General features: G+C 39.1%; 13 protein-coding genes. 6 read left to right on the top strand and 7 right to left on the bottom strand.

Annotated features, from left to right (window positions below; genetic code table 11):
• Positions 1–36: 36 nt before the first annotated feature.
• Both CAL6303_RS07225 and CAL6303_RS07220 read right to left on the bottom strand, forming a co-directional pair.
• Positions 37–1,014: a transposase gene (locus tag CAL6303_RS07225; RefSeq protein ID WP_083866358.1), complete on the bottom strand. Its 978-nt coding sequence runs from the start codon at positions 1,012–1,014 to the stop codon at positions 37–39.
• A 324-nt stretch (positions 1,015–1,338) separates the two neighbouring features.
• Positions 1,339–2,592, bottom strand: a complete 1,254-nt coding sequence (locus CAL6303_RS07220) for a mannosyltransferase family protein (RefSeq protein WP_015197191.1) — start codon at positions 2,590–2,592, stop codon at positions 1,339–1,341.
• Between the two features lie 400 nt (positions 2,593–2,992).
• Here CAL6303_RS07220 and CAL6303_RS07215 point away from each other — a divergent pair, with 400 nt between their 5' ends.
• The 4 genes from CAL6303_RS07215 (at position 2,993) to prmA (ending at position 7,379) form a co-directional block, all read left to right on the top strand.
• Positions 2,993–3,607: a hypothetical protein gene (locus tag CAL6303_RS07215; protein ID WP_015197190.1), complete on the top strand. Its 615-nt coding sequence runs from the start codon at positions 2,993–2,995 to the stop codon at positions 3,605–3,607.
• 251 nt (positions 3,608–3,858) lie between these two features.
• Entirely contained in the window at positions 3,859–5,409 is a 1,551-nt protein-coding gene (gene purH / locus CAL6303_RS07210) for a bifunctional phosphoribosylaminoimidazolecarboxamide formyltransferase/IMP cyclohydrolase (RefSeq protein ID WP_015197189.1), read from the top strand.
• Positions 5,410–5,668: 259 nt separating this feature from the next.
• Positions 5,669–6,262, top strand: coding sequence for a hypothetical protein (locus CAL6303_RS07205; RefSeq protein ID WP_015197188.1), 594 nt, complete (start codon positions 5,669–5,671; stop codon positions 6,260–6,262).
• Between the two features lie 196 nt (positions 6,263–6,458).
• On the top strand, positions 6,459–7,379 hold the full coding sequence (gene prmA, locus CAL6303_RS07200) for a 50S ribosomal protein L11 methyltransferase (protein ID WP_015197187.1): 921 nt from the start codon (positions 6,459–6,461) through the stop codon (positions 7,377–7,379).
• Between the two features lie 77 nt (positions 7,380–7,456).
• Here prmA and trxA read toward each other — a convergent pair whose 3' ends face one another.
• Positions 7,457–7,774, bottom strand: coding sequence for a thioredoxin (gene trxA, locus CAL6303_RS07195; RefSeq protein ID WP_015197186.1), 318 nt, complete (start codon positions 7,772–7,774; stop codon positions 7,457–7,459).
• Between the two features lie 139 nt (positions 7,775–7,913).
• Between trxA and fabG the strand changes: the two genes are divergently transcribed.
• Complete coding sequence (fabG, locus tag CAL6303_RS07190) at positions 7,914–8,681, top strand: 3-oxoacyl-[acyl-carrier-protein] reductase (RefSeq protein ID WP_015197185.1); 768 nt, start codon at positions 7,914–7,916, stop codon at positions 8,679–8,681.
• A 93-nt stretch (positions 8,682–8,774) separates the two neighbouring features.
• Here the strand turns inward: fabG and CAL6303_RS28395 are convergent, their stop codons facing one another.
• On the bottom strand, positions 8,775–13,046 hold the full coding sequence (locus CAL6303_RS28395) for an FG-GAP repeat domain-containing protein (protein WP_015197184.1): 4,272 nt from the start codon (positions 13,044–13,046) through the stop codon (positions 8,775–8,777).
• A 454-nt stretch (positions 13,047–13,500) separates the two neighbouring features.
• Here CAL6303_RS28395 and CAL6303_RS07180 point away from each other — a divergent pair, with 454 nt between their 5' ends.
• Positions 13,501–13,773, top strand: a complete 273-nt coding sequence (locus CAL6303_RS07180; protein ID WP_015197183.1) for a YiaA/YiaB family inner membrane protein — start codon at positions 13,501–13,503, stop codon at positions 13,771–13,773.
• A 321-nt stretch (positions 13,774–14,094) separates the two neighbouring features.
• Here the strand turns inward: CAL6303_RS07180 and CAL6303_RS07175 are convergent, their stop codons facing one another.
• The 3 genes from CAL6303_RS07175 to CAL6303_RS07165 are packed head-to-tail and all read right to left on the bottom strand — an operon-like array spanning position 14,095 to position 15,190.
• Entirely contained in the window at positions 14,095–14,559 is a 465-nt protein-coding gene (locus tag CAL6303_RS07175) for a ferredoxin (RefSeq protein ID WP_015197182.1), read from the bottom strand.
• Positions 14,559–14,945 carry a DUF1257 domain-containing protein gene (locus CAL6303_RS07170; protein WP_015197181.1) on the bottom strand — a complete coding sequence of 129 codons (387 nt, stop codon included), beginning with the start codon at positions 14,943–14,945 and terminating at the stop codon, positions 14,559–14,561. The genes CAL6303_RS07175 and CAL6303_RS07170 overlap by 1 nt, the downstream gene beginning before the upstream one ends.
• A gap of 35 nt (positions 14,946–14,980) precedes the next feature.
• Positions 14,981–15,190: a DUF2997 domain-containing protein gene (locus tag CAL6303_RS07165; protein WP_041740331.1), complete on the bottom strand. Its 210-nt coding sequence runs from the start codon at positions 15,188–15,190 to the stop codon at positions 14,981–14,983.
• Positions 15,191–15,348: the final 158 nt, after the last annotated feature.

Raw genomic sequence — 15,348 nt, 5'->3', positions numbered from 1 at the left:
GGACTTACGCATTGACAGGAAAGCTAGTTTATGTATTCAAGCGGCACAACTAGCATTCAAGTTATCCAAAACATATTCACGAATAACTTTTGTGAATAGATTCCTTTGTACTTCATACCAATTGTCAATGATGTTTTCAGAACGCATTTTCTCTAAACGAACAAATGCTTGAAGTGAGCAGAATATATGTGTTTTGATTGCGTGGCTATCTCTAACCATAAACCTACAAATGCCACATAGCTGTTTTACTGCTCTATGGAAACTTTCAATACCCCAATGTGTGTCATGAATAGTGATAAATTCAGTTCTAGTTATTTGTTGTAAGACTTCTTTCTGATTCTCGTCATCAGGCTGATAAAATATGTAGTGTCTAGAGTCTTCTTTCTTAAACACTTTCCTAAACAACTTTACAAATCCAAATTCTCTTAAATGAGTTATCAAACCTTCATCGTAAATCTCTAAAGTACTTACCTGACAGTACTTTCCAGGCTCATTTGATACTGTTCTATTTTTTTCAACTCCGAATAAAAAACCTAATTTCTGGTTTCTCAAAAATTTCAGATTTTCTACTCCTGAGTACCAACTATCCCCTGTGACTATTCGCGGCTTTAATCCCCAATCAGTCACTTCTATTAGCATCTCTTGGAAATAATCATTTTTGGTTTTTCCCTCCTTCTTATCGTATATCCTGTAATTTATGGGAACACAATTGCCTCGAATATCGCTGTAATAAAGTGTTATTAAATTTAAACCTTTAATCGTTTTATGATATTTACCAGACCAAAAATATCCAATTAATTCTGCGTATTTTGGGTTGCTGTACAGCTTTTCTATTACTGTATCATCAACACTTAAAATCCCTCCTTCTATATTGATTATCTCTTTTACTATGTCAAATAAATCTTTTGGCTCGTATCTTTCTCTCAGCAAAAACCTATTCACACTATCATGTGAAACATCTCCCAAGATTTCTGCCAATCGACTGCACCCTCCATGCTTTGGCTCCGATAGCAAGAACAGGGTGTAATGTTCCAAATTACATTGTGCTGTCGAGGGTTTGCTGATTTCTCTAATTGTCCGATACCTTGAAAGTAGACGACACCGTTTTCCAATGCATTATTTTACCATCCCGTCAATGCGTAAGTCCTAGTCTTTATCCATGAAGTATCTAAACAGAATGAATTATCGATATTAAACCTTGCTATTTTCGGAAGTCTAGTTTTAGTCAAGATTGTAAGTAGGCGTAGCCAGCCCTACGGGCTTATGCTTTCTTACATCGCAATGACAAAACTTCGCTTTTCGTGATGGACTAGGTTTAGTTCACTGTTCACTGTTCCCTCATCCTACCCACAAATCTTGAGCGAATCTAATGCCAAAAATGACTAATAATAGTCCGCAGAAACCCAAACTCATGTAACCCCAACGAGGATGACGGGATAATAGAATCCCAAATGCGATGATGGGGGAAATAATTCCGAATACTAAACGGGTTAAAGACCAGGCTTTACCGGAAAATATTAATATCCCAAAACCTGCCAAACCGTAAAATAGGGTGACTGGAGTTAGTTGCTGACGATAGTGCCAAAGTAAGTATACTCCTCCTAGCACTACCAGAGTATTTAAGAATGGATCTCCTGCCAGTAGCCATAATGCTAAAAATAAAATTCCGAATCCATAATCCCGTTGTGCTGGGGTGACTCGATGACGGAAATACCACAGTAAGCTAGTGCAGATGGCAATTAAAGAAAAAATCAAAGGATGTAGAGGTTCTTTAATTCCCCCATGCTTCCAATTGGCAGTACCAATGCAAATTTGCATTAACATTTTCCACCAAGATGACCAGTCAAATCCGAAAGTTGGTCGCCATGCTTTTTGTCCATTAATGAATGCTAATGGATCAGAAAACTGTATTGCACAATACAAACTAAATAAAATTAATCCTGTGGCAGTAGCTAAAGCTGCTAAATAGGCGATGGGAGGTCGGCGTTGTTTCCAAGCTGCTAAAATTAGGGCAGGGATGAGTGCAATTCCCGTTGGACGTGTGGCAGTTGCTAATGCACCACAAAAACTTGTCCAAGCATAGCGTTTTTGATCAAATGCTTGGAGAGTGGCGGTACTCAGTAAAAGATATAATGCTTCAGTGTAGATGGTGGTGGCGAAAACAGAGGTGGGAAACAAACATGCGATCGCTACTGTCCACCGAGCCGTATAATCGCTATGGTTATCTTTTACCCAAACATATAAAAGGCAAACTGTACCCAAAAAAGCCAAGTTGCTAATTAACACACCTGCAACTTCAAAAGATAACCCCAAACTACCCAATCCATGAATCAGCAAAGGATATAGGGGAAAGAAGGCAATATTACCTTTACCATCAATATAGCTGTAACCGGAAGTAGCGATCGCTCGAAAATGGATTGTGTCCCAACCATCAAATACTCCCAAACCAAAACTAGCTGCAATCCCATTTGGTGGTGCAGGTAATAATGGGGCAATTATCAACATAGCTACCCAAATTAATAGCCTACTTGATAGCCATGTAGTAATTGGGAATAGCAATGTATTCTTGGATAGGGATTTGGCTACTATCATCTCAACTTTATCCGTTTGTCGCAATGCTTTGATCCAATACTGAAAGGGTTTAGAAAATATTACTTTGATTTTTGATTTTTGATAAGACTTACACAACTAGCAACTAATCAACTGTGTTCATAATGAAAACTGAACTTCTGTCATTGCACATGTTTCGGCTTCACTCCTCCGGAGAAGCAAGCTACATAGAGTAGCAACCTCACAATCTTGACTTGAAATTACGGTTCTCAAAATAGATAAGGTTTATCAGGGTTTCTAGTGTCACTCACCAACGATTAATTATGACAATATCGTCAGACGTATTTCTGTGAAACTTAGTTCACATAGTCTATCTGCCGGAAAATTGCTGTAATCTCGAAGTATCAGTTTTGCGGTTATAGCTTAGGTGAGGACTTTGGTAATGAGGTGGAAAATAACTTTATTTTCTCTTTGCTTAGTGGGAAGTAATATCTTACCCGCTGAAGCTACTTTCAAACGGCAGAAAGTGAATACTGTCAAGGGAAACTGTGGAAAACTTAATTGTGGGAAAGTTCTCAAAGACTTGCGTACTCTTTACCCAGATTATGTATGGGAATTTGAAAAAGCATGTCCCTATCCCCAAATTCTTGGTTTACAAGTAGGTGTCGGTGAAAGAGGTTCACAACAAGTTTGGTTTAATTGTTGGGAAGCAAAGAAAGACAAGAAAAACCGTTACGGTAGTTATATAGGTACTTTACCATTGCGGGGAAATGAATCGAAGTTTTTGATCCCTTTGCCAACTTCTTCACCCTATACCCCAGAATTAAATACACGTTACGCTGATGCGATTGAAAAAGCTCAGTTTAAATGTGCCACTAAAAGCGGTAACTTTAACATCTTAGACGAACAAAAGAATGCTGTACAGCTACAGTGTTATTTTCAAGCTGGTGTACAACCTGTAGATTTAAACAACGATTTTGCATCTGATGGGGAAGTATCTAGAGGTGCTGGTGTTGATGAAATTTTAGGAATATTTCCTATAAGTGGGAATATCTAAAAAAATCTTAGCACCTACGAAGCTCTTGTTTTTAAGCAATCGATATTTAATCTTTTCTGTCAATGTGTAAATCCTGTTGGCATATTTGTACCTGTAGGGTGTGTGACACTTCGATAAATTGTGTGCGTTAAATAAGGGTTTGTACTGTCACGCACCAATGATAGATTCTCAAAAGACAAACTTGAGAACAATAGTCTGTAAAATGTTCTTCTGCCCAAAGTAATCATTCGACGTAAGGATTTAGGGGAATTATGGCGCGTTTAGCACTGCTGAGTGTATCAGATAAAACCGGATTAGTGGAACTGGCAAAAAGTTTGGTAGCAGAGTTTGGCTTTGATATTATCAGCAGTGGAGGTACTGCAAAAACTCTCAAAGATGCTGGTGTAGCTGTAACAAAAGTATCTGAATATACAGGTTCTCCAGAAATTTTAGGAGGAAGGGTAAAAACACTGCATCCCCGCATCCATGGTGGTATTTTAGCTCGCCGCGATTTACCTGAACATGTGGAGGATTTGGAAAAGAATCAAATTCGCGGCATTGATTTGGTGGTGGTTAATCTTTATCCCTTTGCAGAGACGATTGCGAAACCAGGAGTTAGTTTAGCGGAAGCTGTGGAACAAATCGATATTGGTGGACCTGCTATGCTAAGGGCAGCATCGAAAAATTTTGCTCACCTAACGGTGTTGTGTAATCCTGATCAATATGCTGGATACTTGGAGGAATTACGTCGTGGTGATGCACCTTCTCTAGAATTTAGGCAGCAATGCGCTTTAAAAGGATTTTTGCATACTTCCAGTTATGACCAGGCAATTTCAACCTATTTGAATAATTTAACTCCCGATGTTGAAAGTCAGGGAGAATTACCAGAAACCTTGAAAATATCTGGAAAACAAATCCAAGCATTACGTTATGGAGAAAACCCCCATCAACCCGCAGCTTGGTATCAAACTGGGGAAACCCCTAGCGGATGGGCTGCGGCAACAAAGTTACAGGGTAAGGAACTCAGTTATAATAATTTGGTGGATTTGGAAGCAGCGCGAAAAATTATTGCTGAATTCACCGATACACCCGCAGCAACAATTATCAAACATACCAATCCTTGTGGAACAGCTTTAGGAAATACCCTCCACGAAGCTTATACCAAAGCTTTTAATGCCGATTCCACTTCAGCCTTTGGGGGAATTGTCGCTTTGAATCGGGAACTTGATGCCGATACCGCAACAGAATTAACTAAGACATTTTTGGAATGCATAGTTGCACCAAGTTGTAGTGAAGCTGCAACAGAAATTATTGCGAAAAAGACAAATCTGAGAGTTTTGGTGTTGCCAGAATTGGGTAAGGGAGAAAAAGCAAATATCAAAGTCATCGCCGGGGGTTTTCTGGCTCAAGCCGCTGATGATATGATTACCGATACTAGTGAATGGAAATTTGTCACCGAGAAACAACCAACAGATAAAGAATTAGCAGAATTATTATTTGCTTGGAAAATTTGTAAACATGTCAAATCTAACGCCATCGTTGTCACACGCGATCGCGCTACCATTGGAGTTGGTGCTGGGCAAATGAATCGCGTTGGATCTGCTAAAATTGCCCTTGAACAAGCTGGCGATAAAGCCCAAGGTGGATTTTTAGCTAGTGATGGTTTTTTTCCTTTCGATGACTCTGTACGCACCGCAGCAGCAGCCGGAATTACCGCCATTGTTCAACCTGGTGGTAGCATGAGAGATCAAGATTCCATTCAAGCTGCTAACGAACTCGGTTTAGTGATGGTGTTTACCGGGATTCGCCATTTTATGCATTGATACATCAATCAGCATTCTGATTACAGCTATTTTCAGATAAATAGACAGACGTTGTAGGGGTTTAGCAGTGCTAAAACCTTACAACAGATGTGCTTCAAACAGGTGAAACTTGCCGTAATACACAGATACTTGATTCATTTTATTTCCTTCTGCCTCCTGCCCTCTGCCTTCCCTACATAAAAATAACAATTTATTCCTACTCAACCCCTAGACTTACTGATTTGCGGTAGCATAGCCTTGGCTGCTTGGAAAATAAATAATGCTAAAAACTTCAAAAAATAAACTTCTTAATTATAGCCGACTGGGCGCTTTTCTCGGAATTAGCGTTACCGTAACTGCTACTTCCCTAGCTACCCTCACCTTTCCAGTCTTAGCTGAGGTAGATATGGTACCTACATCATATCTAAACGACTACCGTGTTTGTGCTGCTCGGTTATTAAAATTAGGTGTTCGTGCAGAAGATACATCCAAATCCTGTGCATCTGTGTTGCGTCCCAGAGAATTCTCTGTTTGCATTAATCAGATTCAAAAAAAGACACAACTCAAAGCTGAGGATACCTTAATACCCTGTCGTCAAGCACGTCGTCCTGAAGAATTTGCTGCTTGTGTCGTCAGTATCAGCGCTAAAGAGCAAGAAGCGATCGCACCCACTGCTTTAAGCTATTGTGGTCGTAGTTTGTTACCTGTAAGGTTTGCCCAATGTGTAGTTGGTGTACGGAGCGAAACAGATTTTGCTTCTGTACAAGCAATGGATACTTGTATTGATGCTAGTGATAAACTAGGAGATCTGTTGCCAATTACCCCACCCCGCGTCATTGCACCCCCAACAAATCCCGGAAATCCGCCAAAATAATCTATTTATTGGGTATTATTTATTACCAGCTTATTGTCTTTGTCTATGTATAAAGAATATGCTGGTAATATCTTTTAGGTGAGTACTCCTTGGCAGAAGCAAGCTACAGTAGCTAATAAAATACCGCTTTCTAGCCAATTGTCCTCCACTTATTTTTTTCACTCCTGTCTCCCTACTGTTTCTAACCCCAAATTATATGGCTAATACTTGGTGGGAATTACAAATTACTTGTGAACCCGAACTCGAAGATTCAATTTTTTGGCGGCTAGAGGATTTTGGCTGTCGTGGTACAGCAATCGAGAAACAGGGAGTCACCAGCGTTGTAAAGGCTTATATACCCCAATTTAAGGTACATTTCGTCGATTTAGCAGCATTGTCCTTGTGGTTGCGTCAAGATGCTTTGTGCATTGGTTCATCTTCCCCTGTAATGGTATGGGATTTGATTGATGAACAAGATTGGGCAACTAGTTGGAAGCAATATTGGCATCCCCAGGAAATAGGCGATCGCTTTCTGATTAATCCGGCTTGGCTGGAACCACCAACTGATTCTACACGTTTAATTATTAAATTAGATCCTGGTGTTGCTTTTGGCACAGGGAACCATGCCACAACTCAACTTTGTTTAGAAGCCTTGGAAATGCGATTTAGTGACTATGGAGAAGGCTTTAAACATCAGAATAACTCAACTACGAATGTGGTAATTGCGGATATTGGTTGCGGTTCAGGTATCCTTTCGGTAGGAGCATTAATGTTGGGGGCAAAAAAAGCCTATGCAGTGGATATTGATCCTTTAGCAGTGCAAGCCACCATGGAAAATGGGATTATGAATAACATCAATCCTGATACTTTAATTGCCGCAGAAGGCAGCGTTGAAAAAGTTGCAGCACTGATGTCAGAACCAGTGGATGGAATTGTTTGTAATATCTTGGCAGATGTCATTATAGATCTGGTTCCAGAAATTAGTGCGATCGCTAAATCAACTACATGGGGAATATTTAGCGGTATCCTAGTGGAACAATCTAAAAGTGTTGTCGATGCTTTAGAAAAGCATGGTTGGATTGTAGCAGCACTTTGGAAGCGTAAAGAGTGGTGTTGTCTGAATGTTCGCCGTTGTTAAGGCTAATAGTTGCAAAAACTTGGGAAATATACCCGACTTTGAGTATAAGTCGGGTATCCCTCTAAATATCCCCCCTTCTACAACTTTGCTTCCAAATGACGCACCAAATCGGGAGCCTGCATAACACCCTCAATTTTGTCAATAGGTTCGCCCTGCTTAAATAAAATCAGTGTTGGCAAAGCATAGATTTGATACTTAGTGGCAATTTGGGGATATTTTTCAGTATCAATTTTGGCAACCTTCATCCGTCCTTGTAACTGAGCATTCACTTGTTCCAAAACTTGACTCATAATCTTACAAGGACCACACCAATCAGCATAAAAATCCACCAACACAGGTACGTCGCTGCTAATCAGCATTTCTTCAAAACTACCGAATTCTTTCTTTGTCGCCATATATCTAGTTACCCGTGAATTATATTTTAATCATTTCAATACTAATTCAAGCATGGAAAACAGAGTTCTGATTTTACCTTGTTACCCCTTCCCTGTAATATAAATTAGCGCGGTGATTCAGAATCGGAAGGAATAATCAATGGAATTGTTGCCAGAAAACTTACAAACTTTGCGAGGACAAGTTGCAATTGTTACGGGTGCATCACGGGGAATTGGACGTGCGATCGCACTGGAATTATCCAAGCAGGGAGCCACTCTCGTTGTCAACTATGCAGCTTCCAGTAGTGCTGCCGATGCAGTAGTTGATACAATTACCCAAGCTGGAGGTAATGCAGTTGCTCTTCAAGCAGATGTTTCCAAAACTGAGGAAGTAGACGCACTCATCAACGCAGTTATGGAGAAATTCAAACGTGTTGATATTTTGGTGAATAATGCAGGTATTACCCGTGACACTTTACTTCTCCGCATGAAGCAAGAAGACTGGCAAGCAGTAATAGATCTCAACTTAACAGGTGTATTCCTTTGTACCAAAGCTGCTAGTAAAATTATGCTGAAGCAGCGCTCTGGACGCATCATTAATATTACCTCTGTTGCCGGACAAATGGGCAATCCTGGACAAGCTAATTACAGCGCTGCCAAAGCCGGAGTTATCGGGTTTACCAAAAGCGTTGCCAAAGAACTAGCACCCAGGGGAATCACTGTAAACGCTGTTGCCCCTGGCTTCATTGCTACTGATATGACAAGTAATCTAGGCAACACTGAAGAAATTATCAAATTTATTCCCCTGGGACGTTACGGACAACCAGAAGAAATCGCCGGAATGGTTCGCTTCCTTGCCTCTGATTCTGCTGCTGCATACATCACCGGGCAAGTTTTCAATGTCGATGGTGGTATGGTGATGGCGTAACTCAGATTCTCATCTTCGAGAGAAACCTGGTTTTCATCGTTGATATCAGTAATCATCATACTGAGTGATGGAAAAACCAGGTTTCTGGATGCGCTAAAACACCATCTGCCAGTTGGTATCTTTAATCTGCTTAAAGAAGAAAGTAGTCTCTACCGAAGTATCTTTCAGTCTCCAAGCGGCATTTTCTCCAGTATTTTGATTTTGCCAAACAATATGTAATTTTCCATCTCCAGCAAAGTCAGATACCCCAGTTATTTTCCATTCCGGGCTGGCTGAATCTAAGTATATCCCTTCAAGCTTCTTAACTCCATTCATCAACCAAATGGCATTTTTTCCTGATTGACGGTTACGCCAAAGAATATCAACTTTACCATCACTGTCGAAGTCGGCAGTTTCTATCATATCCCAATTTAGGTCTTCAACTGGGTCAAATAGAACATCTAACCCAACTTTAAATCCATCCATCAATAAAACAGCATTTTCACCTGATTTACGGTTGCGTCGATAAATATCAACACCACCATCACCATCAAAATCGGCTACTCCCACTACTTCCCAATTAAATTCGATTATAGGCAGGCTATATCCTTGGGATAACTGACTATTTTTCATTTGCCAAATAGCCAGTTCACCTGACTGATGTTGATACCAAAGGATGTCTAATTGTCCATCTTGGTCAAAGTCTGCAACAGCCTCAATGTGCCAGTTGAGATCCTCAACTGGGGTAATATATTTGGTATCGGTGACTTTTGTGCCATCCGTAAACCAAATTGCATTTTCCCCCGTTTTATAGTCACGCCACAATAAATCAGTATTTCCATCCCCATTCATGTCACCTAGGGCATCGACTTTCCAGCTAGGTGCTACCTGCTCTAGAAAAATTCCTGTTTCTAATTTACTACCATCCATCAACCAAATTGCAGTTTCCCCAGAAGAACGATTCTGCCAGAATAGATCAGGAATGCGATCGCTATTAAAGTCGGCACCGCTTCCACCCTCATCATTGACGATGGTACCCACTCCATTTCTATCTGTCACCATGAGTGAGGCATTTTTCAAATTATCTAAACGGATTTTGAATGTCTCGTTTTCCTCAAATTTCGTATCACCTTTGACATTCACAACAATGGTTTTCTGAGTTTCACCAGGATTAAAGGTGAGTGTACCATTGGTTGGAAGATAGTCTTCTTTGGCAACTGTGGCAGATTCATCAATGGTGGCATAATCAACCATGATGAAATCATCGCTACTGTTGGATAAGTCAACACTAAATTCAAAGGGACTAAAATTCTGATTCCCTTCTCGCTGACGCACATTATTAATTTTAATTACAGGTTGAGCATCATCGTTGACAATGGTGATATTGCTGGATTTTTTACCCAAAGTCACATTATTGGGGTTACTTAAATTCAGTTTGAAGGTTTGATTTGCTTCAAATTTCGTATCACCTTGAATTTTCACTTTGATGGTTTTACTGATTTCACCTGGTTGGAAGGTTAAAGTACCGCTATTGGCAATATAGTCATTGTCTTCTGTGGTGGCAGTTTCGTCTTCAGTTTGATAATCAACAGTAACTATTGCTGTACTTGCCTTGGAGAGGTTTACGGTAAATTGATACTCAGTAGTAGCACTATTACCCTCCGTAATACTAGTAATTGGGGGGTTGATATCAGCAAATAAGGGGTTAACGGTAATTGCAAAGGTTTGAATTTGGGAAACATCCACACCACCATTTGCTGTACCACCACTATCTTGAACTTGAACGCTAATTATGGCAGTGGTGGGTGTGTCTAGCTTGTTAGTGGGTGTAAATGTGAGATTTCCTTTACTATCAATACTGGGAAGAACATCAAATATTTTCGGTTCACTGTTGTTGGTGATGATGTATTGTGAAACCGTTTGGGTAATTTCGTCGCTACTTCCAGCTACAAAGTCTTTTGCCCATTGAGTAATTAGTTGTTTACCTGCACCCGCAGTGACGGCAATATCTGTCCCTTTGGTGAACCGAGGGGCATCATTGACAGAATTAATTATAATATTAAAGGTTTGGGCTTGAGTCGAATTAATCCCACCGTTTTCGACACCACCATCATCCACCAATTTAATTGTAACTGTGGCAGTACCATTGGCATTATTTGCTGGTGTATAAGTCAGGGTACCATCGTTGCTCACGGTTGGTTGCACCGCAAACAAATTGGGTTTGTTATTGCTAACCTCAAATTTCAGCTTTTGTTGCGATTCATTTTCGGCACCTTTAGAGATATTTCTTGCCCAGTTTTGAATAGTTTGGCTACCTGCATCCTCATTGATGATTTGATTTTCACCCAAAATGAAGCTGGGTGCATCGTTGACAGATTTTGCAGTGATGGTAAAGGTTTGGGTTGTAGAGACATCAATCCCATCACTAATTTGGACTGTAACATTCGCCGTACCAAAGGCATTGGGAGCCAACTTATAACTGAGGGTACCACTTTTCCCGTCTAGCGCGATCGCTGGTTGTCCATCTTGGGCAAATAAGCTATTGTTGTCATTCTTGATAATAACTTCTATAATTTGTTCGGCTTCATTTTCGGCACCTTTGGAAATATTTTTCGCCCAGTTTTCAATAATTTGTGATGGAGCATCTTCGCTAACAACTAAGTCACCCCCTTTGGTGAAAGTGGGAATATCATTAACTTGATTAATTGTAATGTTAATTGTATCTTCATCCTTCCCGATATCACCTTTACCTGTATTTCCTTGATCTGTCGTGATAACATCAATCTTCGATTGTCCATTAAAGTTGATCCTTGGTTTATAAATTAATCCATTGAGGATATTATTAATGTTATCTACAGTTCCAGTTAAAGTTAATTTTTCGCTGCTATTTCCATCTATTTTGACACTATTACTACCATTAACTATCAGCATTCCACTTTCTGCTGTTAATGTCACCTGAATAGGATTGGTACCTGCATCAATATCGGTTATAGAAATTAACTGTTGACTCTGATTTGAAAATGTAAAATTACTATCTTCATCGATGGTAATAGATGTGGGAACATTATTAACTGGCGCATCATTTACTCTATCAACATTAATTGTAAAATTTTGAATTACTGAGCGATTAATTCCGCCATTCTCAGTACCCCCATCATCTTCAGTATAAACGCTGACGGTCGCACTACCACTCAAATTATCACCAATGCGATAAGTTAAAGTTCCATCACTAGCTATTTTTGGTAATTCAGCAAATAAAGCTGGATTATTTGTATTTATAAAAAATTGAACAGTCTGATTTGATTCATTTTCCGCACCTGGAGAAATATTTTTCACCCAATTATCGAGTTGTTGCCTACCTGCATCTTCCACAATCGAAATATTCTGTTCAATTACAAAGCTGGGTGCATCATTTACAGAGATGACATTAATATTTACAAAGTCTTCGTCAACATTATTACTAGTATTTAGATCATCACTAATAATCGACAGTTTTGTGACTCCATTAAAATTTGATTTTGGCTTGAATATTAATCCCTGATTAGAATCTAAGCCAGTGATAACTGCATTAATGTTGTCGATAGAACCTTTAAGGATAATTTTTCCACTATCATTTCCAACAATATTAATTACATCACTTGTATTCGTGACACTCAGTATTCCATCAACTACACTTAATGTCACCTGGAAATTATTTACTCCTGAACTATCAATGTCATTAATTTTAATTGCATTGCCGTTATTTTTAGAAAAAATTAAAGTACTATCTTCACCAACAAATTGAGATTCAGGAATAATATTAAAAGGAGCATCATTGATGGGATTAACAACAATAGATGCAATTTCTTTTTCTAAACTAAAAGCGCTATTTCCAGATAGAGCATTTGTATAACTACCATTTAAACTACCATCGGTAGTATCCCAGGCTCGGAAACTGAGGGCTGATGCGATCGCGCCATTGAAATCAGGGTATGCTTGAAAGTAAATCCTGGTACTGTCATTTGCGACTAGTACTAATGCTTCAGTATCAGATGCAAAGTTAATTTCTTTCCAAGAATTGCTATCAGTGCTGTAAAACCAACTACCACTATTAGTGTTTATTGCTGTAATTGCTATACCTGTAATTGCACTACTATCAGTATCAGTAACGTTAACACCTAACTTTACCAAACTAGAAATTAGAGTCCCTACAGTTCCGGTTGGTTTTCCCACATCTTCATTTACAGAATTGAGGCTAACATCTGTATCTTTGAGAACTGGTGTAAAGTTTGTCGAATTACCCCCACTGCTCAATGGAAATACTTGAGGAGTACTATTAGTCAACGAATTAGTTTCACTTAAAGAAATAGATGAGCGATTCAGTTCTGTTGATAGATTTGCTGCCACAATTAAATCCTTGATTTTCACGATAATAAATAAGGGCTTTATTAAATACAGGAAGCTAAATCCTGTACTTCAACTCAGCCAATACATCTAAGTATTTTTACTTGATTTAAATTAACTACGAAAAACGTTACTTCCGTAATGCTTGGGATCATTATTCCCAAGTAACACGCAAATATAACAGCATAACTACAATCTTTTTTGATGAATATACGAAATACCACCATAAATACTGGGTATAGACTGCGTAAAAGCCTATTCACCTTATGTAAATATATATAGACACAATATCCTTCTATAACCTTAGTTTTGCTGCTTTGTGTCAATTGCTAACTGGCATTAGACAACTCCGAAGGATTATTTCCATTGATAAAATGGGCAATATGTAGCGTAAGTATTAAATAATGCTTGCCAACTACTTTCCTGTATCTCTCATCCAACTAGATAAAATAATGATATGAAACACCCAAATCCTCAAAAAGATAGTTCTGCTTGGATTATCCAAACATGGGCTGCGTTTATCCTCTCCATCTCCATGACTACAATTGGTATAGTTAATTTACCTGTGAATAATTGGATCAAAGGTTTTATGGGTATGGGTTTATCCTTTACTGTAGGTTCCAGTTTCACAGTTGCTAAAACCATGCGAGATTTACATGAAACTCGCAAACTAACCGCTCGAATTGATGAGGCAAAAGTTGAGCGTTTACTTTCTCAGCATGACATCTAAATCTATGCTGATGGGATTTTGAAAAAACTTAATCTGTAGTTTTATACCAATTCAAATAATAATTGCAACAGATTTAATGCTAGAGACGTAGCACTGCTACGTCTCTACAAATATCTATCTGTCACCTTGTTTTTCAAATTGGCAGAACTTATACAATTTATATCAAGTCTCTGAATCTCAAATTGTTTTAGTCATCAAAATAATAAAAATAAGGGCTGTATTTTACAGCCCTCAAAACTTCTATAATTTTATAAACTTTCTCTGCCAAATTAGTTGCAACTTACGCAACCACCTCAAGAAGAAATCTCTACATCAGCCTGATTAATAACTCGGCTTTTTACTATTTTTTGATTTAAGTTTATTTCGCCGTCGTTGTGTTGCAGCTACAGCTGCTTCCACCGGATATCCAATTACTGGAATTACTTGGAATCTACGTTCTTCTTCCAATTTTTTTAATTCCGTATAATCTACCCACTGAATACAATTAACTGGACAAGTATCAATTGCTTCTTGGATAATTTCTTCCGAATCACCATCTTGTCTGACTACACGCGATCGCCCATAGTCTGGTTCGATATAAAATGTGTTATTAGCAACATGGGCACAGTATTTACAGCCAATACAGGTAATCTCATCAACATAAACACCTTTTTGGCGGAAGAAACCACCCAATTCTGGTTCAAAACCAGAACGTTCGGGTTCATCTCGCAACAAACCTCCAAGTTCCGGTTCTAATCCAGAACGCCCATCTTCTTGATTGTCTGATGACGGGGCAAAATCAGCCATTACGCACTCCAGCGCTGCACTACCAAGCGGATTGAACCATCTTCATTTTTTTGTTGTTCTGCAACTTGAAACCCGGCACGGGCGGTTTCTTTCATTACAGTGTGGAAAGCATAACGCTGCGTAATTTGACGTAGAAATCCTTCTACTGATAAATCTTGTTGCCAATATTGTAAATCAGCCACCAACTCGTATTCTTGACCATTCCATCTGAAGCCAACATCATAACCATTTTCCTGCTGGATGGTAACTTCTGCATCATGGGTTTGACCGCGATAACCACGCACCTGACTTGGACCCGATTTCCAATCCACATTTAAATCATTTAACGCATCTTTTAAAGAATCAAGGTTACGAATTTGGGTCTTGATTTGACTAAAGTGTGACATGATGTTTTTTATTTTATACAACTAGTTTGGACAATTTACCAATCACTGAAAGCGGATTGTGTATTTGCCAATTCTGATGACAGGTGTTGTTTGGCAAAAAATTCTGAGGTTGGCTGCTGATTTACCACTTTTCCTAACTGCGCTTCGATTGCCGCAGTTACTTCAGCACAGGAAGCCCCAACAATGCCAGTGACTTTTTCTTGTACCCGTCCATCCGGATAAATGATAAATTCTAATGTTTCCATATTTTGCCAACCATAATTAAGTACGCTCACAATGTACTGGTGTAGCAGAAGGGTGACATCTCCTAATACTGGTGTAAGCATACATACAGTATAGGTTTCTCAACTATTCCGGCTATTGCTGAGGAGGTGTTGAGTTCTAGTTTTGAGTCTACGTGATG

Source organism: Calothrix sp. PCC 6303 (genome assembly GCF_000317435.1).
Classification (GTDB): Bacteria; Cyanobacteriota; Cyanobacteriia; order Cyanobacteriales; family Nostocaceae; genus PCC-6303.
This window is presented reverse-complemented; position numbering and strand designations above follow the sequence as displayed.